Source organism: Shinella agrisoli (assembly GCF_046557955.1).
Classification (GTDB): Bacteria; Pseudomonadota; Alphaproteobacteria; order Rhizobiales; family Rhizobiaceae; genus Shinella.
In genome coordinates this window covers 262,511-288,833 of the sequence record NZ_JBJIEP010000001.1, presented here as the reverse complement: position 1 = coordinate 288,833, position 26,323 = coordinate 262,511, and the positions used below count along the sequence as shown (strand labels likewise).

Sequence of the window (26,323 nt, the reverse complement as noted above, 5' to 3'; positions counted from 1 at the left end):
TAGGGCGATTTATGCCCCGAGACAACACAAATCGGAGAACCGTTATGCCGATCACCCTGCCGGAACCGGTCGCGGCCTATTTCGCCGCCGATCAGAACGATGGCGATGCCGTCGCCCTTTGCTTCACCGAAAACGCCGTCGTCACGGACGAGCGCCGGACCCACAGGGGCCGCGATGCCATCCGCCGATGGAAGGGCGAAGCGTCCGCGAAGTTCCGCTACACCGCCGATCCCGTTGCGGTCGCCAAGGAAGGCGATCAAACCGTGGTGACGGCGCATGTCTCGGGGGACTTCCCCGGCAGTCCGGTCGATCTGCGCTATGCGTTCGTTCTGGACGGCGGGAAGATCGCGCGGCTGGAGATTGCGCCATGAGCTTCGATCTCGGCTTGAGGGGCAAGCGCGCCCTGGTGACGGGCGGAACGAAGGGCATCGGCGCGGCCGTGGTCGAGGCGCTGCGCGAGGCCGGTGCGCGCGTGGTGACGACCGCGCGCGCCGTGCCGGCGGATTCCGTGGCGGACGTTCACTTCATCGCCGCCGATCTCACAACGGCCGAAGGCTGCGCCGATGTGGCCTCAGGCGTCGTCGGTCGTCTCGGCGGCGCGGACATCATCGTGCATGTGGTGGGCGGTTCGTCTGCGCCCGGCGGCGGGTTCGCGGCGCTGGACGATGCGGAATGGATGAGGGAGCTGAGCTGGAACCTCATGCCGGCCGTCCGCATCGACCGCGCGCTCCTGCCGGGAATGATCGCCCAAGGCGCGGGCGTGGTCGTGCATGTCACCTCGATCCAGAGCCGCTTGCCGCTTCCCGAATCCACGACCGCCTATGCGGCGGCGAAGGCCGCCCTTTCGACCTACAGCAAGAGCCTGTCGAAGGAGGTCGCGCCGAAGGGAGTGCGTGTGGTTAGGGTTTCTCCCGGCTGGGTGGAGACCGAGGCCGCGGTGGCGATGGCCGCGCGCCTCGCCGAACAGGAGGGCACCGACTATGAGGGCGGCAAGCGGATCATCATGAATTCCCTCGGCGGCATTCCGCTCGGCCGACCCGCCAGGCCGGCGGAGGTTGCCGATCTCGTCGCCTTCGTCGCCTCCCCGCGCGCCGGCGCGGCGACGGGCACGGAATTCGTCATGGACGGCGGCACGATACCGACTTCGTGACGGGAGGACCTGTCGCGGCATGCTCGGCGGCGCTGCGGGCGGCAGCGGTTATGTTTCAACCTCCGCCGTCCACCGGCATTGCGGAAAGGACTGGCAGCCCACGAACCAGGAGCGGTCCTGCTCGTTCTGGCGCATGACCGTGGCGCCGCCGCATCGCGGGCATTTGCGCTGGGAGGACGGCGGCGTCGGGTGGGGCGGGGCGACCGGCGGGGCCTCGCCGTCGCGCGCGCAGGCCAGGCAGAGCCGCGTTCCGGGGGCTGCGGCAATGCGCGAAAGCGGGATGACGGCATCGCACGCCGCGCACCTGACGATGTTGTCGCGGTCGTAGACCAGCCGGCCCTTGTCGTCGTAGAGCCGCTTCACCAGCTGCCGGCATTGCGAGCACCGCAGCTTCTCGACGAGCGCGACGGCGGAGGCAAGGTCGAGCTCGGTTCGCGTGTGCGCCATGACGTCGCCGCGATCCAGCCGCGCCCGGTGGCCGCAACCGCATTCACACTCCACAAATGCAAGCGTCCTCATCCGCCTAGCCCGTTTTGGCGGAGCGCCGGCGGCTCGTCTTGCCGAGAAGCCTCGTATCGTCGGCCTCCAGGGTCGGGCTCTCCAGCTCCTTGCCAAGCATGCGGGAGAGAACCCGGCGCGCATTGGCGGCGCAGTCCATGTCGCCGGGCTTTGCCTCTATGTCCTTGAGGAGCGCGACGAGCTGCGCCTTGCTCTGGGCCAGCCGGGCCTCCAGCGCCTCGATATCCGCCACCTTGCGGCGGAGCGCCTCGACCAGGGTGCCATGGTCCCAACGATCCAGATCGGGCGGCAGCAGGGTGCGGATCTCATCGAGGCTGAAGCCGGCGGCCTGCGCGGTGGTGATCAGTTCGAGCACGAGCACCGCCTCCGGCGGATAGGTCCGGTAGCCGTTCGGCCGGCGGTCGACCGTCTTCAGGAGCCCTGCGCTTTCATAGAAGCGGATGCGCGAGTTCGTCAGCCCCGTGCGCTTTGCCAGTTCGCCGATATTCATCTGCAAAAATTCCTTCAAAAGACCGCTTGACCCTAAAGTTAGCTTAAACGTTATGGTTTGTCCAAATCTAATTTGGAGACCTCCCATGACCCTGTTTTCCCCGCTGGCGCTGCCCAACGGCGCGACTATCCCGAACCGCATCGCCAAGGCCGCGATGGAAGAGAACATGGCCGACGATGACCATGCGCCCTCCGAGGGGCTGATCCGCATCTACCGCGCCTGGGCCGAAGGCGAGGCGGGCCTGATCATCACCGGGAACGTCATGGTCGATGCCCGCGCCATGACCGGCCCCGGCGGCGTGGTGCTGGAGGACGGGCGCCACCTCGACCGCTTCCGGGCCTGGGCGGAGGCCTCGCGCGCAAAGGGCGGGCAGGTCTGGATGCAGATCAACCACCCCGGCAGGCAGATGCCGGCCGGGCTCGGCCAGGAGACCATTGCTCCCTCCGCGATTCCTCTCGATCTCGGGGCGCAGTCGAAGCGGTTTGCCGTGCCGCGCGCGATGACGGCGGCCGACATCGCCGATGTCGAGCGCCGTTTCGTCGAGACCGCCGTTCTTGCCGAGCGCGCAGGCTTCACCGGCGTCGAGGTCCATGCGGCGCATGGCTATCTCCTCAGCCAGTTCCTCTCGCCGCTCACCAACCGCCGGCAGGACCGCTGGGGCGGAAGCCTGGAGAACCGGGCACGGCTGCTGCTCGACATCGTGCGCGGCATAAGGGCCGCCGTCACGCCGGGCTTTGCGGTCGCGGTCAAGCTCAACTCGGCCGATTTCCAGCGCGGCGGCTTCTCGCCCGAGGATGCACAGGCCGTGGTCGCCATGCTGGCGCCGCTCGGCGTCGACCTCGTCGAATTGTCCGGCGGCAGCTACGAGGCGCCGGCGATGATGGGGGCGGCACGCGACGAGCGCACGCTGGCGCGCGAGGCCTATTTCCTCGATTTCGCCCGCGACATCGCCAGGGTCGCCACCATGCCGCTCATGGTGACGGGCGGCATCCGTCGCCGCGAGGTCGCGGAAAAGGTGATCGAGAGCGGCGTCGCGATGGCGGGCATGGCCACGGCGCTGGCGATCGAGCCGGACCTGCCCCGCCGCTGGAAGCAGGGCCGGAACGACGCGCCGGCGCTGAAGCCGATCACCTGGAAGAACAAGCCGGTGGCCTCGTCGGCCCATATGGCGGCCGTCCGCTATCAGCTGGCGCGCCTCAGCGACCGGCGACGCACGGCGCCTGGCGTCTCCCCGGTCTGGGCGCTGATCCTGTCGCAGCTGGACGCGAAACGCCGTGCCCGCCGCTATCGCCGCTGGATGGGGACGCGGGCGGCGGCCGCATGAGCGCGCGACGCCGTGGGTCGATTTCGATGCTTGACCTTAAAGTCGGGTTTAACCTTACCATGATGACCGTCGATGGTCATCCGCCAGTCAGTGAGGGCGCAGCATATGCATGAGCATGACCGATTCGCCGAGGTGGAGTTCGGTGGCCAGAAGGTCAGCGTCCCCGCCGGAGGCTACTATGACCGCTTCCGGATGAACCCCGACCTCGACGAGGTGGCGCGCGATCCCGCGGCCGGAAACATCGACTTCTTCCGCCGCATCCCCAAGCAGAAGGTCGCGTCGAGGGTAGGCCCGGCGTGGGCGCCGAACTTCTACTACCGCAGCAGCAGCGTCCAGCTCCTGTTCCTCGCGCCGGCCGACCGGCTGCGTGCGACGCTGCCGCCGCCGCTCGAGCCGCTGCGGGCCTTTCCCGGATACGGCCTGGTGGCGCTGACCTTCTTTTCCTATGCGGTCTGCGACAACGACCCCTACGACGAGGTCTCCATCGCGGTGGTCGTCCGCCGGCCGGGCGCGCGGGGCCCGCACCTTCCGGAGCTGCTCGGTTCTATCAGGCGCCGGAGCTTCTTCGCGCATGTCCTGGCGCTGCCGGTCACGACGGAGATCGCGCGGGTGCGCGGGGTCTACGGCTACCAGCTGCCCAAGTGGCTGGCCGATATCGATGTCGGCATCGGCCCGGACGTTCGGGCCAGTATCGCTGCCGGCGATGGAAAACCGGACCTGACGCTGCGCGCGCCGCTTCCGGCCCTGCGCACCGTCCCCCCGCAATCCCGCATGGGCAGGAACACGATGATCCACAGGATCGACGGGGAGTGGCACCAGACCGTCGTTGAGAGCAACACCCTTTCCTTCGCCCAGAAGCTGCTCCCGCGGGATGTGAGCCTCACGCGCGGCGGCGGACCGATGAGTGAACTCCTCGGCGGGCTCGGCGTTTCCACCATTCTGCGCCTCGATGTCGTCAAGGACGCGCAACTCGTCCTGAACATGCCGACGCGGCTGAAGGCGTTCGATCCTGCCCCGGGGTGACGGGGCATGCAGCCTCCTTCGCCATCACGGCAAAGGTTGAAAACAGATCTTTCAACACACGAAAGGGAGACGAGACCATGACGTTCGTAACGACACAGGACGGGACCAACATCTTCTTCAAGGATTGGGGCCCGAAGGACGCGCAACCCATCGTTTTCCACCACGGGTGGCCCCTCAGCGCCGACGACTGGGACGCGCAGATGCTGTTCTTCCTGGCCGAGGGGTTCCGCGTCGTCGCGCATGACCGGCGTGGCCATGGCCGGTCGAGCCAGGTGAGCGAGGGCCACGACATGGACCACTACGCGGCCGATGCCTCGGCGGTGGTCGAGCACCTCGACCTGAAGAATGCCGTCCATGTCGGCCATTCCACCGGCGGCGGCCAGGTTGCCCGCTATGTGGCGAAATACGGCCAGCCCCAGGGCCGGGTCGCCAAGGCGGTCCTCGTCAGCGCCGTTCCGCCGCTGATGGTCAAGACCGGCGACAATCCCGGCGGCACGCCGATCGACGTGTTCGACGGTTTCCGGGCTTCGCTGGCGGCCAACCGCGCGCAGTTCTATCTCGACGTGCCGTCCGGCCCCTTCTACGGCTACAACCGCCCCGGCGCCGAGGTCTCGCAGGGGATCATCCAGAACTGGTGGCGCCAGGGCATGATGGGCAGCGCCAAGGCCCATTACGAAGGCATCAAGGCCTTTTCCGAAACCGACCAGACGGAAGACCTGAAGGCCATCACCGTGCCGACGCTCGTCCTGCAGGGCGATGACGACCAGGTCGTCCCCTACGAGAACGCCGCCATCCTTCAGGACAAGCTGCTCGCCAACAGCACGCTGAAGATCTATCCGGGCTTCTCGCACGGCATGCACACGGTGAATGCCGACGTGATCAATGCCGACCTCCTGGCGTTCATTCGCGGATGATTTCCGCGCGCCGGGCCGAAGGGCCCGGCGCACCGCCATGCTATCCTGCAAGCGCCGCCCGGTGCCCAACGCCTTCGTGAGATGCCATGACCCTCCACGTGCAGCCCGATCAAAACGCCGATATGGCCGAAGTCCTCGATCGCCAGCGCAGCGCCTTCCTGAAGGACGGGCCGCCGTCCTTCCGCGACCGCAAGGACCGGCTGGCCAGGCTGCGCGCCGCCGTTCTTGCGCACAGGGCAGCGATCCAGGAGGCGATCAGCGCGGATTTCGGCCACCGCTCCCGCCATGAGACCGACCTCATGGAGCTCTTCGGCGTCATCCAGTCGATCGACTACCTTGCGCGCAACCTGCGCCGGTTCATGAAGCCCGAGCGCCGGCATGTCGGCCTCTTCTACCGGGCCGGCCGGGCCTATGTGGACTATCAGCCCAAGGGCGTCGTCGGGGTGATGGCGCCGTGGAACTATCCGTTCTCCCTGACGATCATTCCGCTCGCCACCGCGATTGCGGCGGGCAACCGCGCCATGCTGAAGCCCTCGGAGCTGACGCCGCGAACCAGCGAGGTGATCCGCCGCATGCTGGAGGCCGTCTTTGCGCCGGAGGAGGTCGCCGTCGTGCTCGGCGGCCCCGAGGTCGGCGCCGCTTTCAGCGGGCTGCCCTTCGATCACCTGCTCTTCACCGGCAGCACGGCGGTCGGCCGCAAGGTCATGAAGGCGGCGAGCGACAATCTCGTGCCGGTGACGCTGGAGCTCGGCGGCAAGAGCCCGGTCATCGTCGAGCGCGGCCATGTCGACGACCGGACGATGGGCAGCATCGTCTTCGGCAAGCTTTCGAACGCCGGGCAGACCTGCGTCGCACCGGATTATGCGCTGGTGCACGAGGACGACCTCGAAGCCTTCGTCAAACTGTACGACGCGGCCGTGGCGCGCGCCTATCCCGATGGGCCGGACAGTCCCGACTACACCTCGATCGTCAACGACCGCCACTACGACCGCCTCAAGGGCCTCATCGAGGATGCGAGAGCCCGCGGCGCGCGGGTCGTCGAGGCCGGGATACGGCCGGAGACCGCCGCCGCAAGGCCGCGTACGCTTGCGCCCACGCTCGTCGTCGGCGCGGGCGACGAAGCCGCGATCATGCAGGAGGAGATTTTCGGTCCGCTCCTGCCGGTGCGGACCTATCGCACGATCGACGAGGCCATCGGCCATGTGAACGCGCGGCCCCGCCCGCTGGCGCTTTACTATTTCGGCGGCGAGGGCGCCGACCGCGCGAAGCTGCTGAGGCTCACCACGTCCGGCAATGCCGGCATCAACAACACGATGATCCATGTGGCGCAGGACGACCTGCCGTTCGGCGGCATCGGCCCGAGCGGCATGGGCGCCTATCACGGCATCGAGGGGTTCCGCGCCATGAGCCACGCGAAGGGCGTGTTCGTCCAGGGCCGCTGGAACCTGCCCGGCCTGCTGCGCGCGCCCTTCGGCAGGCTCGTGGATTTCGCCCTCAGGGTGACGCTGGGCCCATCGGGGAGGTGAGGGCAGCCAAATGCGGGCGGCAGGCCGGCGGTCGGCCGGATGTCCGCCGCTCCGGCGGACCCGGCGAGGCATCGAGGTCACGTCCTCGAATGATCCAGGGCCGATACGGCCGGGCGGGATGCTGCCTGCGCGGCTTCGCCCGGGGCGGCCGAACCTTCCGGCTCGCCGACGAGCTGCCGGATTTCCCGTTCGTCCAGGGTCTCCTTCTCCAGCAGGCGGCGGGCGGTGCGCTCGAGCACGTCCCGGCGTTCCGCCAGCAGGCCGACGGTCCGCTCGAACGTCTCGTCGACGATCCGGCGCACCTCCTTGTCGACGGCGGCGGCCGTCTCGTCGGAATAGGTGCGTTCCTGCGGGCCATAGTAGGGCTGGTCGGTGGCGAGGAACGAGCGCCGGTCCTTCTCCAGTGCGATATGGCCGAGCCTCTCCGACATGCCGTAGCGCGTGACGATGGCACGGGCGATGTCGGTGACCTTGGCGAGGTCGTCCGCGGCGCCGGTGGACAGATGGCCGAACACGATCTTTTCCGCCGCGCGGCCGCCGAGGAGCACCGCCATCTTGTTCTCCAGCTCCTCCAGCGTCATCAGGAAACGGTCCTCCGTCGGCCGCTGGATGGTGTAGCCCAGCGCGCCGATACCGCGCGGGATGATCGAGACCTTGTGGACCGGATCGACGCCCGGCAGCGCCATCGCCACCAGCGCGTGCCCCATCTCGTGATAGGCGACGATCTCGCGCTCCTTCGAGTTGAGCAGCCGGTTGCGCTTTTCGAGACCCGCCACGATGCGCTCCACCGCATTGTTGAAATCCTCCATCGTCACCGCGTCGGCCTTGCGGCGGGTGGCGAGCAGCGTCGCCTCGTTGACGAGATTGGCGAGGTCCGCCCCCGTGAAGCCGGGGGTCAGCGCCGCGATCTTTTCCGGCTCGACGTCCGGCGCGAGCTTCGCCTTCTTCAGGTGCACGTTCAGGATCTGCACGCGGCCCTTTCTGTCCGGCCGGTCGACGAGAACCTGCCGGTCGAAGCGGCCGGCGCGCAGCAGCGCCGGGTCGAGGATTTCCGGCCGGTTCGTGGCGGCGAGCAGCACGAGGCCGGTCGAGGGATCGAAGCCGTCCAGTTCGACAAGGAGCTGGTTGAGCGTCTGCTCCTTCTCGTCGTGGCCGCCGGCCATCGGGCCGATGCCGCGGGCGCGGCCGAGCGCGTCCAGCTCGTCGATGAAGATGATGGCCGGCGCCTTGGCCCGGGCCTGCTCGAAGAGGTCGCGCACGCGCGCTGCGCCGACGCCGACGAACATTTCCACGAACTCGGAGCCTGAGATGGAGAAGAACGGCACACCGGCCTCGCCCGCCACGGCCCTTGCCAGCAGCGTCTTGCCGGTGCCCGGCGGGCCGACCAGCAGCACGCCCTTTGGCATGCGCCCGCCCAGCCGGCCGTAGCCTTGCGGATCCTTGAGGAAGTCGACAATCTCCTTCAACTCGTCCTTGGCCTCGTCGACGCCGGCGACGTCCTTGAAGGTGACGCCGGTGTCGGACTGGACGTAGACCTTCGCCTTCGACTTGCCGATCTGCATGAGCCCGCCGCCGATGCCGCCGCCCATGCGCTTCAGCGCGAACATCCAGATGCCGACGATAAGGAGGACGGGCACGACCCAGGACAGCAGGTCGCGCAGGAAGGTGCTTTCGATCTGCCCGGTGACGACCACGCCGCGCTCCTGAAGCTGACGTGCGAGGTCGGGCTCGACGCGGGTGGTGATGAACATCGGCCGGCCGTCGACCGGCTGCTTGAAGGTTCCCTGGATGAAGCGGTCCGATACCGCCACCTCCGCTATCCTGCCCTCGTCAAGGTAGGTCTCGAACTGGCTGTAGGGAATCTGCGCCACCTGGGTGGCGGTGGTGAAGAAATACTGGAACGCCATCAGGAGGAAGAAGGCGGCGATCCAGTACCAGATGTTGAACTGCGTTTTCTTGTTCATCTCCATGGTTGCCGCTCCATTTGCCTCACGACCGGAAAATGACGGCTGCCGTCACGGTTCAGGTCCAGCGCCAGTATAGCGCGCCGGTCCGTGATCGCGCTGCGTAAATCTGCCACGGAAGAGACCGACGGCCGGCTGGTGCCTCCGTCCGCCCGAGGCCGGGCGGGAAGGCGCGAAAATGGCCCGGCACGGGGCCGGGCCGGGCATGACGTCATGCCGCTGAATACGGCCGGTCGCTGCCGAGCCACAGGCTGACTGCGGCGAGGGCCGCGACGACGAGGCCGGCAATCACGTGGACCCACGTCGCTGCGGCGGCGGCCGAGAAGCCCAGCGCCCAGGGTGCGATCACCGCCCACAGGCCGAGCGCGACGTTGGCCCATTCCTCAACCCGATGGAACGCATAGAGCGCGGCAACCGCGATCAGCGTCACGGCAGCGCCGACGATCCAGGCATTCCATGCGGCATAGGTTTCGGCCGCATAGCCGAGATACCAGGGTGACAGCAGAAGACCGAGACCGGCGACGATATTGACGATATCGAAGGCCGTCCGGTTGTCTGAAGACAGAGACTTCAGCATCGTTCATTCCTCCTTGTCGGTTTGCTTGCGTCATCAATGAACCGTCTCCCGCGCACGGGAGGCGGGGGCGGCGGCGGCGCTTCCGCAACCGCCGCCGCAAAGCCTGGAATCCGGATCGGGAGGAGGCAGAGAACGCCTTCCGTCCGCTCCGGGCAGAAACGGTTCGAGTTCATGCTCGCAGAACGCGCATGCTGCGATCTCATGCAGCGCAAGCTCGCTTGCACTGCGGTCGTCCGTGTCGAGCCTCGGCTCGGCGCCCCGGGCGAGCGCCCTGCTGCGCGCGGCCGCTGCAAGCGTCAACGCGAACCGGTTGGGCAGAACCTTCTGGCAGTCGAAAACGAGATGCGGGTCCATCGCTGCACCTCATGCCGCCTCTCGCGTGCCTGAATCATCCCGGCCGCCCGCTACCTCGCGTTCGAGCGCGAGCAGCGCCTGCTCGACCTCGTCGAGGCGTGACGGCCGGTCGTTCTCAGGCATGCCCTCATTGGTCGCCTGGTCGATCAGGTATTCCGTCCAGGCCCAGTTCATCAGGATCGAACGCCTGGCCTCCAGCGTCAGCGACGGATCCCGGATCACGCCCATGGGCGTGGCCCAGCCTTCCGGGCCCTGGGGATCGTTGCGGTTCGCCGCGCCGTCGAGGGCGCGGCCGTAGCTCTCCCGAAAAGCGGCAAGTCCGAGCCGGTCGAGCGTCGCATCGCAGAAGGCATGCATCGACCGCCCGGCCCGCGCGGGCTTCTCATCGACGGGCCGGCTGCGGTCGGTGGCGGTCCGCCCGGCCGGGGCCTCGATGACATAGGTCAGGCCCTGCCGTTCGGCGTAGCGGACGGCCGATTCCAATGTCGGAAAATTCAGCTCGACCTGGGTCAGCGTGTCGCGGCCGCCCGTATAGCCCATCAGCGGCTCGATGAAGGGCGCGGCGCGCCGCTCGAAGACGAGGCGCCAGCCCCTCGCGCGTGCCGTGCCGGACGTCGTCACCGGGCGGGACGGCCTGCAGATGCGCGCGATCGCGTCGTCCGGGAAAACCGAGCGTCCCGTCGAAAGGGGCTTTTGCCGGTTGTCGTTGGACGGCCGCCCCAGGCGGATCGGTATTCTGGTTGTTCTGTTGACCTGTCTTGTCGTCTCCATCGTTCATCCCTCCCGCTTGGCGAAGGATGCCGCCGGCGGCGGCCGGATGGCCCGCCGCCGGCGCCTGCCATGCGTCAGCTCTTGATGGCGATGCGCTTGACCTGCGACTGCGCCTTCTCGCTCTTGGGCAGCGTCACGGTCAGAACGCCGTTCCTGAAGCTGGCGTCGACCTGGTCTTCCTTGACCTCGTATCCGAGCGGGATGCGCCGCTCGAAGCGCCCGTAGAACCGTTCGGAGAACTGCTTGTCCTTGTCCTCCGTCTCGGAGCGCTTCTCGCCCTTCAGCGTCAGCACGCCGTCGTCGAGCAGGACCTCGATGTCCTTCTCTTCGAGGCCGGGGATCTCGGCCGTCACCTTGACCTCCTTCTGCGTGTCGGAGATCTCGACGCTCGGCCAGCCGCCGCCGAAGGCGGAAGCGCGGCCGAGGGACGGGAAGCCGGAGCCGAAGCCGCGGAAGACGTCGTCGAACAGCCGGTTCACCTCGCGGTGCAGCGAGAGGAACGGATCGCGGTCGTCATCGCGGAAGATGGTCGGAACCTGGTTGCCGTCGTTGCGGCGCCAGGGGATCAGATCACGGACACTCATTGTTTCTCTCCTTTCGTTCGTTCGATTGGCAATGCTTTCCCGGCGGCGCCGGACACATCGTCCGGCGCCGTGCGCGAAATACGCTCGCGGGAGGCCTCAGGCGGCCTGCTTCGCGGACTCGATCTGCTTCGTCTCGGGCTTCGGCAGCGCCTCGCCGGTCGCAATCTCGATCCTGCGCGGCTTCATTTCCTCGGGAATCTCACGCTTGAGGTCGATCGTCAGCAGACCGTTGACGAGGCTCGCGCCCACGACCTTCACATGGTCGGCCAACTCGAAGCGGCGCTGGAAAGCGCGTCCGGCGATGCCGCGGTGCAGATACTGGCCATCGTCCTCGCCCGCCTTCTGGCCGGACACCACCAGCATGTTCCGGTCCTGGGTGATGGTCAGATCGTCCTGGCTGAAGCCGGCCACCGCCATGGTGATGCGGTAGTCGTCCTCACCGGACTTGGCGATGTCGTAGGGAGGCCAGTTGTCGATCGTCTCGACGCGGCTTGCGGCTTCGAGCGCGTTCAGCATCCGGTCGAAACCGATGCTCGACCGGAACAGGGGAGAAAAATCGAAAGTGGTTCTCATAGCCACATCCTCCTTTTGAAGCAACATGGATACAAGTTCTTCTGCCGCCGGATACTTTTGCATCCGCTCGACATGCCGGCCCCGAATTGGGCGTCCGGCAGGTTACGATTTAGTTCAATCCACTGGCTGTTCAAGAGGGCCTTTTATACGAATGCTGCCGGATCGCCTTTGCGTGCCGGCGCCCTATATATGGGAGGCTTCCGGGGTAACGTGACGCGAGGAGCCGAGCGATGATGGAGCAGAACCGGCTCTTGGCCGGACTCGAGCTGGAGGACAGCGAGCTTCTGTTTCCGCACATGGCGGAGATGGAGTTTCCGCAAGGGATGGAACTGTCCATGCCCGGCCTGCCGGCCGATCATTGCTACTTTCCCACCGCCGGCATCATTTCCACCGTCGTCGTTTCGCCTGAGGGCAACCAGGCGGAAATCGGCGTCATCGGGCGCGAGGGCATGTCGCCGTCCTCGGCCATTTTGGGGGCGGACCGCAATCCCTACAGGACCGTCATACAGGTGGCCGGGCGGGGCTGGCGTGTTCCGCGGACGGACCTGCTCCGGTATCTGGACGCGCGGCCCGCCGCGCGGAGCATCATGCTGCGCTGGACGCAGGCCTTCTCCTGCCAGATCGCCTTCAGCGCGCTTTCCAACGCCGTGCACAGCGTCGACGAGCGGCTCGCCCGCTGGATCCTGATGTGCCACGATCGCCTGGAGGGGGACCGGCTGGTTCTGACGCACGAATTCCTGGCCATCATGCTGGCGGTGCGCCGCGCAAGTGTCACGAACGCCCTGCACGTGCTCGAGGGACACGGCTTCATCTACTCCCAGCGCGGAGTGATCATCGTGCGCGACCGCGCCGCGCTCGAGGCTTTCGCGGCGGACGCCTACGGCGGCAGCGAGCGGGAGTATGCCCGCCTTTTTCCTGCCCGCGCGGCGGGTTCGGGCGGATGAAGCTTCCGCCGCCCGGCAAGCGCCGGTCCCGCAAACCTTCCCAGGGAACAAAACCGGTGCCGGCCTGTTCGCCCCCGTCACGGAGGCGCAAATGCAACGGTATTTCTTTCACATCCGCGACGGTGAGAAAAAGGAAGTCGATCTGGAAGGAGCTGAATTTGAAACGCTTGGGCTTGCCATCGAGGATGCCCGCATGGCGGCGCGCGAGATCATGGCGGAGAAGGTGCTGGCCGGCTACGAGCCCGACGGGCAGTTCTTCGAGATCACCGACGAAAGCGGAGTTGTGTTGGCAGAAGTCAGTTTTCGTTCGGCCCTGAAGCCGAAAACGACCGTAGACGGCGAGCCGCCGCCGCGATAATTCGCCGATGTTCCGCCGGGACCTGGACGGGAGGCGCGGCACCGGCGTCAGGTCGCCGCCAGGAAGGCCTCCGTCGGGACCAGATCGAGCTGTACCGAGAAGCGTCCGCGCAGGATCGTCAATGCCGCGTCATGGGTCGTATCGGCGCTGCCGCACAGGGCGTCCTCCAGCACGATCGTCCGATAGCCGAGATCGATCGCGCCGAGCACCGTGGTGAGCACGCAGACATCGGTTTCCCCGCCGGTGACGACCAGCGTCGTCACCTTCTCTTCGCGAAGGCCCGCGTGCAGGCGCCCGTCCATCCAGGGCGAATAGCCCGCCTTGTCGAAGATGCGGGCGGGCGGGACGAGACGGCGCAGCTCCGGCACGATGTCGACAAGCTCGTCCGGCAGATGCTCGCGGGTCATCGTCCGCCATTTCTCGTAATAGGTCTTCCAGGTGCCGTGCGCATTCTCCGCCGTCCGAGGCGGAAGGAAGCGCGTGAAGATCGTCCGGGCCGCGTGGCGGCGCGACACTTCCGCGACCTGGTCCCTGACGCCGTGCAGCCAGGGAACATGCCATGGCGTATCCTCGGCGAACATGCCCTGCATGTCGACGCAGATGTGGCGCCAGTTGCCCAGCCCGTTCACGGCAGCGCCACGGCCCGTTGCGCCAGAAGCCCGGCGGCCAGGGTGTCCACCCTTCCGCTGATGCCGAGAACATAGGCGACAAGTCCGCTTTTCACGAGGTAATCCTTCAGGAAGTCGATCCTGCGGCGGGCTTCGCCTGCCGCGTCGAAGGCCGGTTGAACGCCGCGATCCCGGACGACCGCGAACTGCCGGTGCACGAATGTCTCTTCCATGGAAATCCTTTCCTTCCATCTTGTTCGCGGGCCGCATGCCGGTCAAACCATGCGCAAGGGGCAAAGTTCCTGGGCAAAGCCGGTTGCGGGCAAGAGCTTATCCCCCCTGTACGATACCGTACTGATGCCGGCGGCACAGGGCTTCGGGCATGCCGGAGCAGGTTCCTGGGAGCGAATGCCGGCGCGTTCGGGGAACAAACAGCCCGCGATGAGGTTGAAGATTTGTGTGCACCAGACCCGGCCGGACTTCGTCCCGCAAAAGAACGGGCTGGCGCCAAGGGCAATTCATTCAGGAAGGGACGATCACATGGCTGAATTCGACGATCTGGTTCGTACGGAAGCCTATCTCATCTGGGTTGCCGAAGGGCGTCCCCATGGGGAGCAGGACCGCCATTGGATGATGGCCGTTGAACGGGTCCGGTCCAGAATGTCCGTCAAGACCGAAGCGCCGGTCATTCCGCTTCCTCTCAAGCGCGTAACGCTTTCGCAGCGTCCGAAACGCAAGCCGCAGCAGGAGTCGGGTTTTCGTGAATCTGCTTGATATGCGGGCAGACGACGAAGGAAATTTCGAGCGGTGCAGCGGGGCGTCATCTGACAGGCCATGAACGTTCTGTCGATTGTTTCGGAGGTCTATCCCCTCATCAAGACGGGCGGGTTGGCGGACGTCGCTGGCGCCCTTCCAAAGGCCCTGCGTCTTCACGGCATAGACGTCCTGACCCTTGTCCCGGGCTACCCGCAGGTATTGGAGCACCTGCCGAACAGGGCGAGGGTCGGCGATCTCGACGACCTGCTCGGCCACCGTGCCGTCGTTTCGCGTGCCGAGACCGGCGGGCTCGATGTCCTGGTTCTGGAGGTTCCCGAACTGTACCAGCGCGGGGGCGGACCCTATATCGGTCCCGACGGACGCGACCATCCGGACAACTGGCTGCGTTTCGCGGTGCTTTCGCTGGCGGGGGCGAGGATCGCGCTCGGGCACCTCGCTCCGGGCAAGGCGGACGTGGTGCATGTGCACGACTGGCAGACGGCGTTGACGCCCGTCTATCTGCGCTACGCGTTCCGCAGCCCGCTGCCCGTGATGTGCACGATCCACAACCTCGCATTCCAGGGGCAGTTTTCCTACGATATCGCCCCGTGGCTCGGCCTTCCGCCCGCCGCGCTCGGTTTCGAGTGCCTCGAATATTACGGCGGTGTCGGATACCTGAAAGCGGGCCTGCTCTGCTCCGACATCGTGACCACGGTGAGCCCCACCTATGCGCGCGAAATCCTGTCGCCGGACCTCGGAATGGGTCTCGACGGCGTCCTGCAGCAGCGGCGCTCCGCGCTTTACGGGATCGTGAACGGCATCGACGCCGAGATATGGAGCCCGGGCGCCGATCCGTTGATTCCACGCCGCTACGACGCGCGCTCGCTGGTGCGTCGGCGGGAAAACCGGGCGGCCTTGCTCGAACGGTTCGGGCTGCCCGATGCGAACGGCCCGCTGTTTGCCGCCCTCACGCGCCTCACCTGGCAGAAAGGGGCGGACCTGCTTTCCGAGGCGGCGGAGGAAATCGTCTCGCACGGCGGGCAACTCGTGGTCTGCGGGCAGGGCGATCCGGACGTCGAGGCCGCGCTCCTCGATTGTGCCGGGCGCTTTCCCGACCGGGTGGGCGTCCATATCGGCTATGCCGAGGAACTGGCGCATCTCATCGTTTCGGGCTGTGACGTGTTGATGCAGCCCTCGCGCTTCGAGCCGTGCGGCCTCACCCAGCTTTATGCGATGCGCTATGGCGCAATTCCGCTGGTGGGAAGAACCGGCGGCCTCGCCGAGACGATCATCGATGCCAACGATGCGGCCATGGCGCGCGGCGTCGCGACCGGTTTCCAGTTCCATCCGGTCGACCCGCACAGCTTTCGCGAAGCGGTTCGTCGGACCTGCGAGGCATTCGAAGACCGGGAAGCCTGGACGAGCTTGCAGCGCCAGGCCATGAAAGCCGATTTTTCATGGGATCGCAGCGCCTTCCAATATGCCCAGCTCTTCGAGGCGCTGCAGGCCGCACGGCGGGTGAGGGGCGAAGAAGGCGAATTGACATATGCGATGGTGGACGAGCCGAATTCGGTCTAAAATCTAACAATAAACGAACCGATCCCGGAATGATTTTCTCCGCATGCCGCCAATGTCCACGGTCCGGCGGTAAGTTTTTGTCGGTTGCAGGGGGCGATTGCAATGATCCTGGAAGATTTGTATCGCCTGCTGCGCGATGACCACGTACAGGCGCAGGGGATCGTCGATACGCTGACTCTGCCCCTTGTCGTGCTCGATGAAAACCTCCGTGTCGTCAACGTCAGCAATGCGTTCATTCACACCTTCAAGATGGAGAGGGACGCGGTCCTCGGGCGCAGCCTGTTTTCGCTCGGCAACGGCGAATGGGACATCGAAGACCTGCGCAAGCTGATCGCAGACGTTATCCCCAAGGCGGCCTCCGTTGCAGGCTACGAGGTCACCCACGACTTTCCCAGGAGCGGCCGGCGCACCTTCCTCGTGGACGCACGGCGCCTCGTCCACCCCGACAACAATAGCACGAACATCCTCGTGCTCTTCGATGACGTCACCGAAAGCAACCGGCACGAGGCGGAGAAGGACTTCATCCTGTCCGAAACCCGCCACCGCATGAAGAACCTGTTTTCGGTCGTAAGGGCGATCGCCATGCAGACCGAGACCAAGGAGAGCACCGCCGAGGAGTATCGCGATGCCTTCCTCGGCCGCCTGAACGTGGCGCTGAGGACGCACGACCTCGCGCCGGGCACGAAGAACGCGGACTTCGCCGCAGTGCTCGAAAGCGCCGTCATCGCCGCCGATGCCGAACGCATTCGTTTCCAGGCCGGTCCCTCCGCGGAACTGTCTTCATCACGGGTGCTGCCGGTCAGCATGATCTTTCACGAGCTCACGACGAATGCGCTGAAATACGGCGCCCTATCGGTTCCCGAGGGAGAGGTGGTGGTATCGTGGCGCGTGGAAACCGTGGACGGTGAGCGTGGCATGCTCGTCTGCGAATGGCGCGAGGAAAACGGGCCGGCGCCCCAGCCTCCGTCACGCCGTGGCTATGGAACGGAGCTGGTCGTCGGCACGGCGAAGCATCTGGGCGGATCGGCGGAGCTGAAGTTCGAACCCGAGGGTTTGGTCGCGGTCGTCAAGCTCCCGATATAGGCGTGCGGCCTCCGACTGCCGCCATCCTGGGGCGGGCAAGCGCGCCCGCTTTCGGCTCGCCGGTCGACAGGTCGCGGAGAAACCGGTCGCACCAGGTGAACACGTCGTTGGCGCGCAGGGCCTTCATCATGCTCCTCCAGCGGTCGCGGCGCTCCTCCACGGGCAAGGCGAGGGCGCGCGCCATCGCGTCCGCGGTCCCCTCGACATCGTAGGGATTGACGAGGATGGCGTCCTTCAGCTCCTGCGCGGCGCCGGCGAAACGGGAGAGCAGCAGCACGCCCGGATCCTCCTCGCTCTGCGCCGCGACGAATTCCTTGGCGACGAGGTTCATGCCGTCGCGGAGCGGCGTGACGAGCGCGAGCTTCGCCATGCGGTAGAGGCCCGCCAGGGCCGGGCGGCGCAGGGAGCGGTTGACGTAGCGGATCGGCACCCAGTCCACCGTGCCGAGCGCGCCGTTCACCCGGCCGGCCTGCTCGGCCACCGCCCGCTGCATGGCCTCGTATTCCGGGACCTCGGAGCGCGATTTCGGCGTGATCTGCAGCAGCGTCACCTGGCGCTGGCTGTCCGGATGGCGCGTGAGGAAGGTTTCGAAGGCGTCGATGCGCTGCGTGATGCCCTTGGAGTAATCGAGCCGGTCGACGCCGATGATCAGCCTCTTGCCGTCGAGGCTCTGGAGCATGCGCTTGTGAAGCGTGGTTTCCGCCGCCCTTTGCGCCAGCGTGGCGAATTCGTCCGTCTCGATGCCGATCGGATAGTGCCGCGCTATGAACGTCCTGTCCCCCATGCTGAAATGCTCCTCGTCCTGGCGCTCGCCGAGCCCCTGGCGCGCAAGGCAGTCGGCGAAGTTCTCGCGGTCATGGGCCGTCTGGAAGCCGAGCACGTCATAGGCGGTAAGGCTCGTCAGGATCTCGTCGTGCACGGGCATGGCGAGGAAAACGTCGGGCGACGGCCAGGGAATATGCAGGAAGAAGCCGATCCGGTTTCTCACGCCGTGCCGCCGCAGTTCCGAGGCGAGCGGGATCAGGTGGTAGTCGTGAATCCAGATCAGGTCGTCCTCTTCGATCAGCGGCAAAAGGCGGCTTGCGAAAAAGCGGTTCACGCGGAAATATCCCGTCATCTCCCGCCGGCCGTATTCGGCAAGGTCCAGCCGATAATGGCAGATCGGCCAGAGCACGCGGTTGGCGAAGCCCTGGTAGTATTCCTCGACATCGCGCTCGGTGAGGTCGGTCAGCGCATAGTCGATATTGCCGTCCTTCAGCATCTTCAAGGGCCCGATGGCCTCCTCGGCGCTGGATTGGCCGGACCAGCCGAGCCACAGCCCGCCGCGCGCCTCCAGCGCCGATTGAAGCGCGACCGCAAGACCGCCGGCGGGCGCGGTCCCGCGCTTGTCCGGAACGGGAACGCGATTGGAAACGACGATAAGACGACTCATGATTTCACGGCACCAGATTGGGGCGATGGACACACCTTCTTGCGGCGAAAAGCCGGCGGGAGGAAGGGTTTCGCGGGAGCGAACATCGCCATCGAATTTATATTGCAACGCAATAGGAACGCGCCGGCGGCGGGAAGGTTCCCTGCCCATGACGACGAATGGACATGTCGGCGACGGTTTTATGGAACCTTGAAAGCCGTGGCGGCGATGAAGCGTTCGCCGTTTTCCGCGCAATTGAAGTAATAGACGGCAAGCACGCTCCCGTCCGGGCGCATCACGGTACGCGGATAGCCGAGGTCCGGGCCGCCTCCGTCATCACGTATCGTCATGGGCTCCGACCAGGAAGCTCCGCCGTCCGTGCTGACGACGGCGCGGATCCCGAAAGGCGGGCTGCGGTAGCCGTAGGTCAAAACGAGCCGGTCGTCGTCCAGCCGCGTGAGGGCAGGGGGATTTCCCATATGGCCGGTGTCCGCGACGGGCCGTCCGGCGAACGACCATGTTCGCCCTTCGTCGATGGACGCGTAGGCGTCGATCCAGCCGCGTTTGCCTTCGTCATTGCGGCGCACGAGCGTCAGGATCGTGCCATCGCTGAGGCGCGCCGAAGCCGGCATGATCGCATAGCCCTGCCGCCCGTTCCATAGATAGCTCCGGAACCGGAACGTCCGGGCGCCGTCCCTCGTGCGGGCGCAGAAAACGCGGCCTTCCTCTCCGTCATCCTTCGTTGTCGTCAGCATGAACAAGGCGTCGTGGCGGCCGAGCGCCACGATGTCCGTCCGGGCGGATATTCCCCCGGCAAGATCGAGGCCCTCGAAACCGAACGGGCCTTCCCATGAGCGCGCGCGATCGCGGCTTACGTAGAACCAGCTTGCCGGGCGGCCCGTAATCCCCGTGCGGGCTGCGAGGATGATGGTTTCGGCATCCAGGAAATCGATCGGCGCCTCCAGGGGATGAATATCGCGGGAGGGGGCCATCCTGTTGCGCGCCTTGAGCGCCTCATCGACATGTTCGTCTGCCGACAAGGTTCCGCTGCCGGGCACGCGGGCGTTGAAGGCCTCCGTCGTCCAGGTCAGCCCGCCGTCGCTGCTGCGTGCCTGCATCGGGGTGAAGGGGCTGCCGGAATCCTCGAGATGCAACCCGCCATCCGGTGACCCGAGGCGTCCGGCCGCGAATATGCAGACGGTTTCGTTTCCCCAGGTCCAGAGGCCGTAGTTTGCAGGCCATCCCGCAAACTCGCCCTGCCGGCGATAGACCTCGACATGGCGGCTCGCAATGTAGCGGTTCATGCACGCGGAGCCTCTTCACCCGTACTGTCTCGCCGCCGCCGGCCGCGGATCTTCTGAAACAGGATAAAACCGGAGAACACGAAACAAAGGCTATTGGTCAGGATTATCGGCCACTCGTTGCGCATGACGCCGAAGGCCGTCCACAGCGCGAAGCCCGTGACGGTCAGGGTATACATTCGAGCGGAGATGGCGGCGGTATCGCCGGTCCGGATCACCTTCCACGCCTGCGGAATGAAGCTGCTCACCGAGCAGAATGAGGCGAGGTAGCCGACGATCAGGGCAGTGTCCACAATGTACTCCCGCTCACGTCCGGTCCTCCTCGTATTGCTCGGCGCCTTCGATCGGGACGAGCCAATGCTCGCGCCGCTTGATCCAGAGTTCGTAGGTCGGCTTGAGCGGGGTGGGGGCCTCGGAGAGGATGCCGAGCTTGATTTCCGCCTCCCGGTCGTCGACGGAGAACAGGCGCGCGCCGCAGCGAGGACAGAAGCATCGCCCGCCGAACTCGGCGGTTTCGCCGGCGTGCTCGAACCGTTCGGCGGACCAGATCCCGAAGAAGGTGAAGGCCGAACCGCTCTCCTGCCTGCAATCGGTGCAATGGCAGATGCCGACGCGCAGCGGTTCGCCGCGGACGGAAACCTGCACCTGCCCGCAAAGGCATTTCCCGGAAAGGATCGTCATGGTGGAAGCCCGCCTTGTTTGATGCTCGCTGCCAAACAAACGGCCCGCCGGGGATTCGGTTCCTTGCATATGGATGACGCGGCCGAAAGCCAACGTCCACGTCGGCCCAAGGCTCAGCGTGGCGGGACCGGCGGGTCCTTTCCGCCGGAGACGTCGTCCGGCTGCGCATAGGGCAGGAACAGATGGATGCTCGTTCCCGCGCCGACTTCGCTTTCGACATGCACATGGCCGCCCGACTGATTGACGAAGCCGTAGACCTGGCTGAGACCGAGCCCGGTTCCCTCGCCCTCGCCCTTGGTCGTGAAGAACGGCTCGAACACCTGGGCGAGAACGTCCTTGCTCATTCCGCACCCGGTGTCCGTGACGGTTATGCGGGCAAATGAATCGCTGAGGCCGTCCACCATCTCCAGTTCCTTCGGCACGTTCCGGGCGGTGACGATCGTGAGGATGCCGGCGCCCGCCATCGCGTCCCGGGCATTGACCGCCAGATTGAGGATGGCGGTATCGAACTGATCGGGATCGACGAGGACGGGGTCGAGATCGGAGGCCAGGTCGAGGCGGATCCGGACGCCGCCGCCGAGCGTGCGCTCCAGCATGCTGGTGAGGGACCGGATGCGCTCGTTGAGATGGGTGACCTGCGGGCTCAGCGGCTGCTGGCGGGAGAAGGCGAGCAGCCGGTGGGTGAGCGCGCTGCCGTTCTGCGTGCGCTTGACCATTTCCTCGACCAGCGCGGCGACCGTCGGATGGGTGGGATCCTTCGCAAGCTGCTTTTCCAGCATCCGGAGGCCGGATTCGAAGACGGCGATGAGGTTGTTGAAGTCATGGACGATGCCCGCCGCAAGGCGCCCCACCGCTTCGAGCTTCTGCGACTGGCGCTGGCGCTCCTCCAGCGCCCGGCGGGCGGAGACGTCGCGAAGGCTGGCGAGAAGGGCCGGCTTGCCGTCCCAGGTCACCTCCACGACGCGCATCTCCACGTCGGCCGGCCTGCCGCCCGGCCGGTTGACCGTTATCTCGGTCACCTCGCCCCAGGCCATGGGGCGGCCGAGCGGAACATGGAGGAGATCCTCGCGCGAATGGCCGAGGATCTGCCCGGCGGCCGGGTTGGCATAGAGCACCGAGCCGGAAAGATCGACGACGAGGACGCCGTCGGCGGTATTCTCGATGAGCAGGCGGAAGCTCGGCTGGCTGATGCCGGCCAGCCGCGAGTCGTCGTCAGGCTCCAGGACCTCGATCAAGCCTTGCTCCCTGTTCACGGTCGTCCTCATGGGGATGACGGCCCGCCTGCCGCCGGGTCGTCGAAGACATCCGCGGCCTCTGCGAGGGGCTGGCCGAGATGCATGCCGCTTCCGTCGATGGTGAAGCGCCTGATCTGCTTGTCGTGGTCGCTGCCGCGCATCTTCAGCACCATGAGGCCGCGGTGCATGAAATCGGCCTTCTGGATGTAGCGCAAGAGGATGATGGAATCGGTCAGCGTCGAGATGTGCTGCTCGCTGGCGCTGTGCCCCCCGATCAGCGACTTGTCGGTGGCGGTGCACAGCCCGGCGATCTCCCGCTTCTTGATGAAGGAGGTCAGGCTGATCAGGAATTCGCGGAAGCCCGTTTCCGGGGCGACCCGCTCCAGCGCCGACAGGCTGTCGATGGCGAGCCGCTGCGGCTCGAACTCATCGACCAGTTCACGGATCATCAGGAGATGGTCCGGCAGGCTCTGGGCCTCCGGATAGAGGCAGACCACCTTGAGGCGGCCGTCCGCCTCCATCGCCTCGAAATCGACGCCCCAGCTGCGTGCGTTGCGGAACAGCTGGCCGCGGCTCTCCTCGTAGCCGATCAGCAGCGCGCGTTCGCCCGCCTGCGCGCCGCCGGCGAGGAAGTGGGTCACCAGCAGGGTCTTGCCGGTGCCGGTCGCGCCGCTGACCAGCGTGACGCTGTCGCGGAAGAAGCCGCCGCTGGTCATCGCGTCGAGCTCGGGATTGCCGCTCGTCACCCGCTTCGTGCCCGACTGCTGCTCGAGGCGCAGCGAGGAGAGGGGGACGGCGACCATCCCCTGTTCCTTCACGAGCGTGAAGGGCACCTCGCCCTCCACATGCCGGCTGCCGCGCATCTTCAGCACCTCGATCGTGCGCCGGCGCCGTTCGCGGTCGAGCGCGTTGCGCAGGATCACGACGTTGTCGGCGACGAACTCCTCGATCCGGTGGCGGGAGATCTCGCCGTATTCGCTGTTGCGCTCCGCCGTCATCAGCACGGTCAGCCCCTCCTTCTTCAACGCCGTCGCGATGCGCAGCAGCTCGCGCCGGATCAGGGCCTGGTCCGCGATGAAGTGGTCGAAGAGCTGGGTGATCGAATCGAGCACGATGCGCCTGGCCTTGGCGCTCCTGACGGCATGCTGGATGCGCGTGAGCAGCCCCGCCAGGTCGAACTCGCCCACCACGACCTCCTCGGTGTCGCGCGGGCTGGCATCGACGAAGGCCAGCTTGTTGGCCTCGCGCCAGCGGCGGACGTCCCAGCCGAAGCTCGCCATGTTGACCTCGATCTCGTCCGGCGATTCCTCGAAGGTCACGAACACGCCGGGTTCGTCGAGCTCGGTGATGCCGTGCGCGAGGAACTGGGTGGCGAAGACCGTCTTTCCGCTGCCCGGCGTGCCCCCGACGATGGTGGTGCGGCCGCGCGGCAGCCCTCCCATCACCAGGTCGTCGAAAGCCTCGACGCCGGTCTTGACACGTTCGAGCACCGGATCGGCGAGGGGCTCATTCGTCGTGGCGGTCATGGTGCAGCGTCCTTCCTGGGATAGCCGAAATAGGAAAGAACCTCGGCGATGTTGCTGATGTCGCCGATCAGGCGGCGCGGCGGATCGACGGCATCGTCGGACAGCGTCGGGGTCGCGATGATGCCGGCCTTCTCCGCGTCCTCGGGGTTGCGGAGGATGTCGACGACCTGGATGTCGATCCTGCCGTCCGACGCCTTGATGAGGCGCACGCGGTTGGCGAGCGCGCGCTGTGCGCCGGCCGATTCGCCGGCGACATAGAGCCGAAGCGACACACGCCCTTCCGGGCCGGATCCGTGTCCCGTGCTCATCGGATGCGCCCGCCTGCGTGCGGGATCGGCCCAGACGGCGTGCCGGAACCATCACACCGGAACATTCCATGCGTCGGCACCCGTCGTCCTCCAAAGGTTTGCACACGTCCGCCGGCAGGGGCCGGCGCACCATCATGTGCGCTCGGCGGGACCGATCCGTGCCCTTATGTCGCCTTGTAGACATAAGCGACGATTTCGTCTGTCCACTAGTGAACGTTTCGCGGGTTGCCGCGTTAAGAAATCCGACCGACCAAGGACCTTTGCGAGACGACGATGAAACCTGCCGCGGAATGGAACCCCGACACCATCGACAACAACCTGCTGCGCGCGCTTCGCGCGGACGACTGGGCCATCATCGGTCCCAGGCTGGAGGATTGGTCGGCACCGTCGGGAACGGTCCTGCACCAGCCGGGCGACACCGTGCGCTTCGCCTTCTTCCCGCGCGGCGCCAGCCTGATCTCCTATCTGGTCGTCTTCGAGGACGGGCGGGCGATCGAGACGGCGCTTGTCGGGCGGGAAGGGGCGGTCGGCGGCATCGTCAGCCATGGAAGGCTTCCCGCCTATTCCCGCGCGGAGGTGCAGCGCGGCGGAACCTTCTTCCGCATCGACCTCCATCATCTCGAGGAGGCCAAGGCGCGGTCGCTGACGCTGCGGTACCTGTTCGCGCGCTATGCGGATTGCCTGATGGCGCAGGTGTTCCAGTCGGTCGCGTGCAATGCCGCTCACTCGATCGAGCAGCGGACGGCCAAATGGCTCCTGGCCGCCGTCGAGCGGACGGGCACGGACGACCAGGCGCTCACCCAGGAGCAGCTCGCGGCGATGCTGGGCGTCGGCAGGAGCTATCTCAGCCGGGTCATCCAGGACCTGAGGCAGCGCGATGTGGTCGAAACGCGGCGGGGACGGATCCGCGTCAGCGACGTCGACGGCCTGCGCGCGCTCGCCTGCGAATGCAACGACGCCGTCAGCCGGCACTTCGACGACGTCCTGAAAGGCGTCTATCCGGCCGAGGAAAACGGCGTGGCGCCGCTTGCCGTCGGGCAGGAAGGCGGATGACGGAAGCCGTTCATTTCCGCGCCTTTAGCACTCTATGGGTATGAGTGCCAAAATTTTCGTGAACCCTCTTGAAACGTCGAAATCGTGAAACTAGCTCGATAGCGCGCGGCGCCGGGAAGGGCCGTGCGAGCCCCGCTCCGGCCGTCCGGACCGGAGCGGAGGAACCTCTCAAAATCTGTTTGTCCATGAGGAGAACGATATGACGTTCCGCCCATTGCATGACCGTATCCCGATCCGCCGCAGCGAAGGCCGGCCTTGGCGCCGCGAGCGCTCCACCGGCCGCATGCTGGAAGGCCTTGCCTGAGGAGCGGGACGATGATCGTTTGCTTTCCGAAGCGGGCGACGCGGGTCCTTACCGTTCTCACGGCAGCCTGCTTCCTGTTCTGCGCGGGCGAGGCTGCGGGGCAGGAAGCTTTTCCGCAGTCCTCGCGGCCGGCGTCGCTTGCCGACGTGCTCGAGGACATCACGCCCGCCGTCGTCAACATCGCCGTCACCTCGCGCGCGCCGGCCGAGACCAATCCGCTGCTCAACGATCCCTATTTCAGGCGCTTCTTCGACCTGCCCCAGACGCCGCAGCAACGGCCGCGCATGAGCGCGGGCTCCGGCGTGATCGTCGATGCCGCCAGGGGATATATCCTCACCAACCACCATGTCGTCGACGGCGCGAGCGAGATCGCCGTCACGCTGAAGGACCGCCGCCGCTTCACCGCGGAGCTGGTCGGCAGCGACAAGGCGACCGACATCGCGCTTCTCAGGATCGACGCGGCGAACCTGACGGCGCTGGAGCTCGGCGATCCCGGGGCATTGCGCGTCGGCGACAGCGTCGTCGCCATCGGCAACCCCTTCGGCCTCGGGCAGACCGTGACGTCCGGCATCGTCAGCGCGCTCGGGCGCAGCGGCCTCAACGTCGAAGGCTACGAGGACTTCATCCAGACCGACGCCTCCATCAATCCCGGCAATTCGGGCGGCGCGCTGGCGACGGCGGACGGCCGGCTGGTGGGCATCAACACCGCCATCATCGCGCCGGCCGGCGGCAATGTCGGCATCGGCTTCGCCGTGCCGATCGACATGGCTTCCGCGGTGATGAAGCAGCTCATCGAGCATGGCGAGGTCCGGCGGGGCCGCATCGGCGTCGCGATCCAGGACCTGACGCCCGATCTCGCCGAAGCGCTGGGCGTGACGGAAACCCACGGCGCGGTCGTCGCCGGCGTGGAGGAGGATTCCTCGGCCGCGAAAGCCGGCCTCCAGGCCGGCGACATCATCGTGTCCGTCGATGGGCGCCCGATCTCCGGTTCCGCGGACCTGCGCAACCGCATCGGCCTGTCGCCGGCGGGCGCGGAGGTCGAGGTCGCCTATCTGCGCGACGGCAGGCGGCAGACAGCAGCCATGCGCGTGGAGGCGGAGAGCGCACGGCAGCGGGACGCCGCGGCGGCCGTTCCCGACAGGCTCGCCGGCGCGAGCTTCGAAGCGGGATCCGGCAACGTGCTCGTCTCGAATGTCGCGCCGGACAGTCCGGCCGCGCAGGCCGGCCTCAGGCCCGGCGACGTGATCCTCGCCGTCAACCGCCAGCGTGTCGCCTCCGTCGCCGACCTCACGCGGGCGCTGCGGGCCGCGCGCGGCACGGTCGCGCTCGACCTCTCGCGCGGAGGCATGCGCTTCCTGCTCGTCCTGCGATAGGGCGCTTCCTTTCCTTTGTTCACATCGATCATTGG

General features: G+C 66.6%; 29 protein-coding genes and 1 pseudogene. 13 read left to right on the top strand and 17 right to left on the bottom strand.

Annotated features, from left to right (window positions below):
* Window positions 1–44 precede the first annotated feature (44 nt).
* Window positions 45–371: a nuclear transport factor 2 family protein gene (locus ACIIOY_RS01375; RefSeq protein ID WP_411032808.1), complete on the top strand. Its 327-nt coding sequence runs from the start codon at window positions 45–47 to the stop codon at window positions 369–371.
* Entirely contained in the window at window positions 368–1,150 is a 783-nt protein-coding gene (locus ACIIOY_RS01370; RefSeq protein WP_411032807.1) for an SDR family oxidoreductase, read from the top strand. The genes ACIIOY_RS01375 and ACIIOY_RS01370 overlap by 4 nt, the downstream gene beginning before the upstream one ends.
* Before the next feature lie 48 nt (window positions 1,151–1,198).
* Here the strand turns inward: ACIIOY_RS01370 and ACIIOY_RS01365 are convergent, their stop codons facing one another.
* Window positions 1,199–1,597 (bottom strand): topoisomerase DNA-binding C4 zinc finger domain-containing protein, encoded by a 399-nt coding sequence (locus ACIIOY_RS01365; protein ID WP_411032806.1) that lies wholly within the window; start codon window positions 1,595–1,597, stop codon window positions 1,199–1,201.
* 76 nt (window positions 1,598–1,673) lie between these two features.
* Window positions 1,674–2,159 (bottom strand): MerR family transcriptional regulator, encoded by a 486-nt coding sequence (locus ACIIOY_RS01360; RefSeq protein WP_411032805.1) that lies wholly within the window; start codon window positions 2,157–2,159, stop codon window positions 1,674–1,676.
* A gap of 85 nt (window positions 2,160–2,244) precedes the next feature.
* Between ACIIOY_RS01360 and ACIIOY_RS01355 the strand changes: the two genes are divergently transcribed.
* From ACIIOY_RS01355 to ACIIOY_RS01340, 4 genes are all read left to right on the top strand, one after another.
* The gene (locus ACIIOY_RS01355) at window positions 2,245–3,483 is read left to right on the top strand and encodes an NADH:flavin oxidoreductase/NADH oxidase family protein (protein ID WP_411032804.1); all 1,239 of its coding nucleotides are present in this window, start codon (window positions 2,245–2,247) and stop codon (window positions 3,481–3,483) included.
* Between the two features lie 105 nt (window positions 3,484–3,588).
* Entirely contained in the window at window positions 3,589–4,506 is a 918-nt protein-coding gene (locus ACIIOY_RS01350; protein WP_411032803.1) for an acetoacetate decarboxylase family protein, read from the top strand.
* Between the two features lie 77 nt (window positions 4,507–4,583).
* Entirely contained in the window at window positions 4,584–5,420 is an 837-nt protein-coding gene (locus ACIIOY_RS01345; protein WP_411032802.1) for an alpha/beta fold hydrolase, read from the top strand.
* A gap of 86 nt (window positions 5,421–5,506) precedes the next feature.
* Window positions 5,507–6,946 (top strand): coniferyl aldehyde dehydrogenase, encoded by a 1,440-nt coding sequence (locus ACIIOY_RS01340; RefSeq protein WP_411032801.1) that lies wholly within the window; start codon window positions 5,507–5,509, stop codon window positions 6,944–6,946.
* Window positions 6,947–7,023: 77 nt separating this feature from the next.
* On the opposite strand, the gene ftsH is transcribed toward ACIIOY_RS01340, so the two are convergent.
* The 6 genes from ftsH to ACIIOY_RS01310 all read right to left on the bottom strand — a co-directional run bounded on the left by ftsH (window position 7,024) and on the right by ACIIOY_RS01310 (window position 11,769).
* Entirely contained in the window at window positions 7,024–8,916 is a 1,893-nt protein-coding gene (gene ftsH / locus ACIIOY_RS01335; RefSeq protein ID WP_411032800.1) for an ATP-dependent zinc metalloprotease FtsH, read from the bottom strand.
* Window positions 8,917–9,121: 205 nt separating this feature from the next.
* On the bottom strand, window positions 9,122–9,487 hold the full coding sequence (locus ACIIOY_RS01330) for an SPW repeat protein (protein ID WP_411032799.1): 366 nt from the start codon (window positions 9,485–9,487) through the stop codon (window positions 9,122–9,124).
* 33 nt (window positions 9,488–9,520) lie between these two features.
* On the bottom strand, window positions 9,521–9,841 hold the full coding sequence (locus ACIIOY_RS01325) for a DNA-directed RNA polymerase subunit omega (protein ID WP_411032798.1): 321 nt from the start codon (window positions 9,839–9,841) through the stop codon (window positions 9,521–9,523).
* A 9-nt stretch (window positions 9,842–9,850) separates the two neighbouring features.
* Entirely contained in the window at window positions 9,851–10,612 is a 762-nt protein-coding gene (locus ACIIOY_RS01320) for an NADH dehydrogenase ubiquinone Fe-S protein 4 (protein ID WP_411032797.1), read from the bottom strand.
* 74 nt (window positions 10,613–10,686) lie between these two features.
* Window positions 10,687–11,196, bottom strand: a complete 510-nt coding sequence (locus ACIIOY_RS01315; protein ID WP_411032796.1) for an Hsp20/alpha crystallin family protein — start codon at window positions 11,194–11,196, stop codon at window positions 10,687–10,689.
* Window positions 11,197–11,292: 96 nt separating this feature from the next.
* A complete protein-coding gene (locus ACIIOY_RS01310) occupies window positions 11,293–11,769 on the bottom strand; it encodes an Hsp20 family protein (protein WP_411032795.1) in 477 nt (158 codons plus the stop codon).
* A 230-nt stretch (window positions 11,770–11,999) separates the two neighbouring features.
* Between ACIIOY_RS01310 and ACIIOY_RS01305 the strand changes: the two genes are divergently transcribed.
* Together ACIIOY_RS01305 and ACIIOY_RS01300 are read left to right on the top strand one after the other, a co-directional pair.
* Entirely contained in the window at window positions 12,000–12,713 is a 714-nt protein-coding gene (locus ACIIOY_RS01305) for a Crp/Fnr family transcriptional regulator (RefSeq protein ID WP_411032794.1), read from the top strand.
* Entirely contained in the window at window positions 12,670–13,071 is a 402-nt protein-coding gene (locus tag ACIIOY_RS01300) for a DUF6894 family protein (protein ID WP_411032793.1), read from the top strand. Before ACIIOY_RS01305 ends, ACIIOY_RS01300 begins: the two co-directional genes overlap by 44 nt.
* A gap of 47 nt (window positions 13,072–13,118) precedes the next feature.
* On the opposite strand, the gene ACIIOY_RS01295 is transcribed toward ACIIOY_RS01300, so the two are convergent.
* Together ACIIOY_RS01295 and ACIIOY_RS01290 are read right to left on the bottom strand one after the other, a co-directional pair.
* Window positions 13,119–13,700: a cysteine hydrolase family protein gene (locus ACIIOY_RS01295; RefSeq protein ID WP_411032792.1), complete on the bottom strand. Its 582-nt coding sequence runs from the start codon at window positions 13,698–13,700 to the stop codon at window positions 13,119–13,121.
* 8 nt (window positions 13,701–13,708) lie between these two features.
* Window positions 13,709–13,834: pseudogene (locus ACIIOY_RS01290) on the bottom strand (ammonia-dependent NAD(+) synthetase); the annotation flags it as partial.
* A 76-nt stretch (window positions 13,835–13,910) separates the two neighbouring features.
* Between ACIIOY_RS01290 and ACIIOY_RS01285 the strand changes: the two are divergent.
* The 3 genes from ACIIOY_RS01285 to ACIIOY_RS01275 all read left to right on the top strand — a co-directional run bounded on the left by ACIIOY_RS01285 (window position 13,911) and on the right by ACIIOY_RS01275 (window position 17,096).
* The gene (locus ACIIOY_RS01285; RefSeq protein WP_411032791.1) at window positions 13,911–14,453 is read left to right on the top strand and encodes a DUF2934 domain-containing protein; all 543 of its coding nucleotides are present in this window, start codon (window positions 13,911–13,913) and stop codon (window positions 14,451–14,453) included.
* Between the two features lie 60 nt (window positions 14,454–14,513).
* On the top strand, window positions 14,514–16,013 hold the full coding sequence (gene glgA, locus ACIIOY_RS01280; protein ID WP_411032790.1) for a glycogen synthase GlgA: 1,500 nt from the start codon (window positions 14,514–14,516) through the stop codon (window positions 16,011–16,013).
* Between the two features lie 102 nt (window positions 16,014–16,115).
* Window positions 16,116–17,096: a sensor histidine kinase gene (locus ACIIOY_RS01275; protein ID WP_411032789.1), complete on the top strand. Its 981-nt coding sequence runs from the start codon at window positions 16,116–16,118 to the stop codon at window positions 17,094–17,096.
* Here ACIIOY_RS01275 and otsA read toward each other — a convergent pair.
* The 7 genes from otsA to ACIIOY_RS01240 all read right to left on the bottom strand — a co-directional run bounded on the left by otsA (window position 17,080) and on the right by ACIIOY_RS01240 (window position 23,558).
* Window positions 17,080–18,528, bottom strand: a complete 1,449-nt coding sequence (otsA, locus tag ACIIOY_RS01270; protein ID WP_411032788.1) for an alpha,alpha-trehalose-phosphate synthase (UDP-forming) — start codon at window positions 18,526–18,528, stop codon at window positions 17,080–17,082. The two genes, ACIIOY_RS01275 and otsA, sit on opposite strands and share 17 nt — an antisense overlap.
* Before the next feature lie 179 nt (window positions 18,529–18,707).
* A complete protein-coding gene (locus ACIIOY_RS01265) occupies window positions 18,708–19,811 on the bottom strand; it encodes a sialidase family protein (RefSeq protein ID WP_411032787.1) in 1,104 nt (367 codons plus the stop codon).
* The gene (locus tag ACIIOY_RS01260; RefSeq protein ID WP_411032786.1) at window positions 19,808–20,101 is read right to left on the bottom strand and encodes a SemiSWEET family sugar transporter; all 294 of its coding nucleotides are present in this window, start codon (window positions 20,099–20,101) and stop codon (window positions 19,808–19,810) included. The genes ACIIOY_RS01265 and ACIIOY_RS01260 overlap by 4 nt, the downstream gene beginning before the upstream one ends.
* Window positions 20,102–20,114: 13 nt before the next feature.
* On the bottom strand, window positions 20,115–20,489 hold the full coding sequence (locus ACIIOY_RS01255; protein WP_411032785.1) for a GFA family protein: 375 nt from the start codon (window positions 20,487–20,489) through the stop codon (window positions 20,115–20,117).
* Window positions 20,490–20,602: 113 nt separating this feature from the next.
* Complete coding sequence (locus ACIIOY_RS01250; protein ID WP_411032784.1) at window positions 20,603–21,724, bottom strand: two-component system sensor histidine kinase NtrB; 1,122 nt, start codon at window positions 21,722–21,724, stop codon at window positions 20,603–20,605.
* Between the two features lie 26 nt (window positions 21,725–21,750).
* Window positions 21,751–23,250, bottom strand: coding sequence for a circadian clock protein KaiC (kaiC, locus tag ACIIOY_RS01245; RefSeq protein ID WP_411032783.1), 1,500 nt, complete (start codon window positions 23,248–23,250; stop codon window positions 21,751–21,753).
* Window positions 23,247–23,558, bottom strand: a complete 312-nt coding sequence (locus tag ACIIOY_RS01240) for a circadian clock KaiB family protein (protein WP_411032782.1) — start codon at window positions 23,556–23,558, stop codon at window positions 23,247–23,249. Before ACIIOY_RS01240 ends, kaiC begins: the two co-directional genes overlap by 4 nt.
* Window positions 23,559–23,831: 273 nt before the next feature.
* Here ACIIOY_RS01240 and ACIIOY_RS01235 point away from each other — a divergent pair, with 273 nt between their 5' ends.
* Entirely contained in the window at window positions 23,832–24,611 is a 780-nt protein-coding gene (locus ACIIOY_RS01235) for a Crp/Fnr family transcriptional regulator (protein WP_411032781.1), read from the top strand.
* A gap of 315 nt (window positions 24,612–24,926) precedes the next feature.
* Window positions 24,927–26,288, top strand: a complete 1,362-nt coding sequence (locus tag ACIIOY_RS01230; RefSeq protein ID WP_411032780.1) for a DegQ family serine endoprotease — start codon at window positions 24,927–24,929, stop codon at window positions 26,286–26,288.
* Window positions 26,289–26,323: the final 35 nt, after the last annotated feature.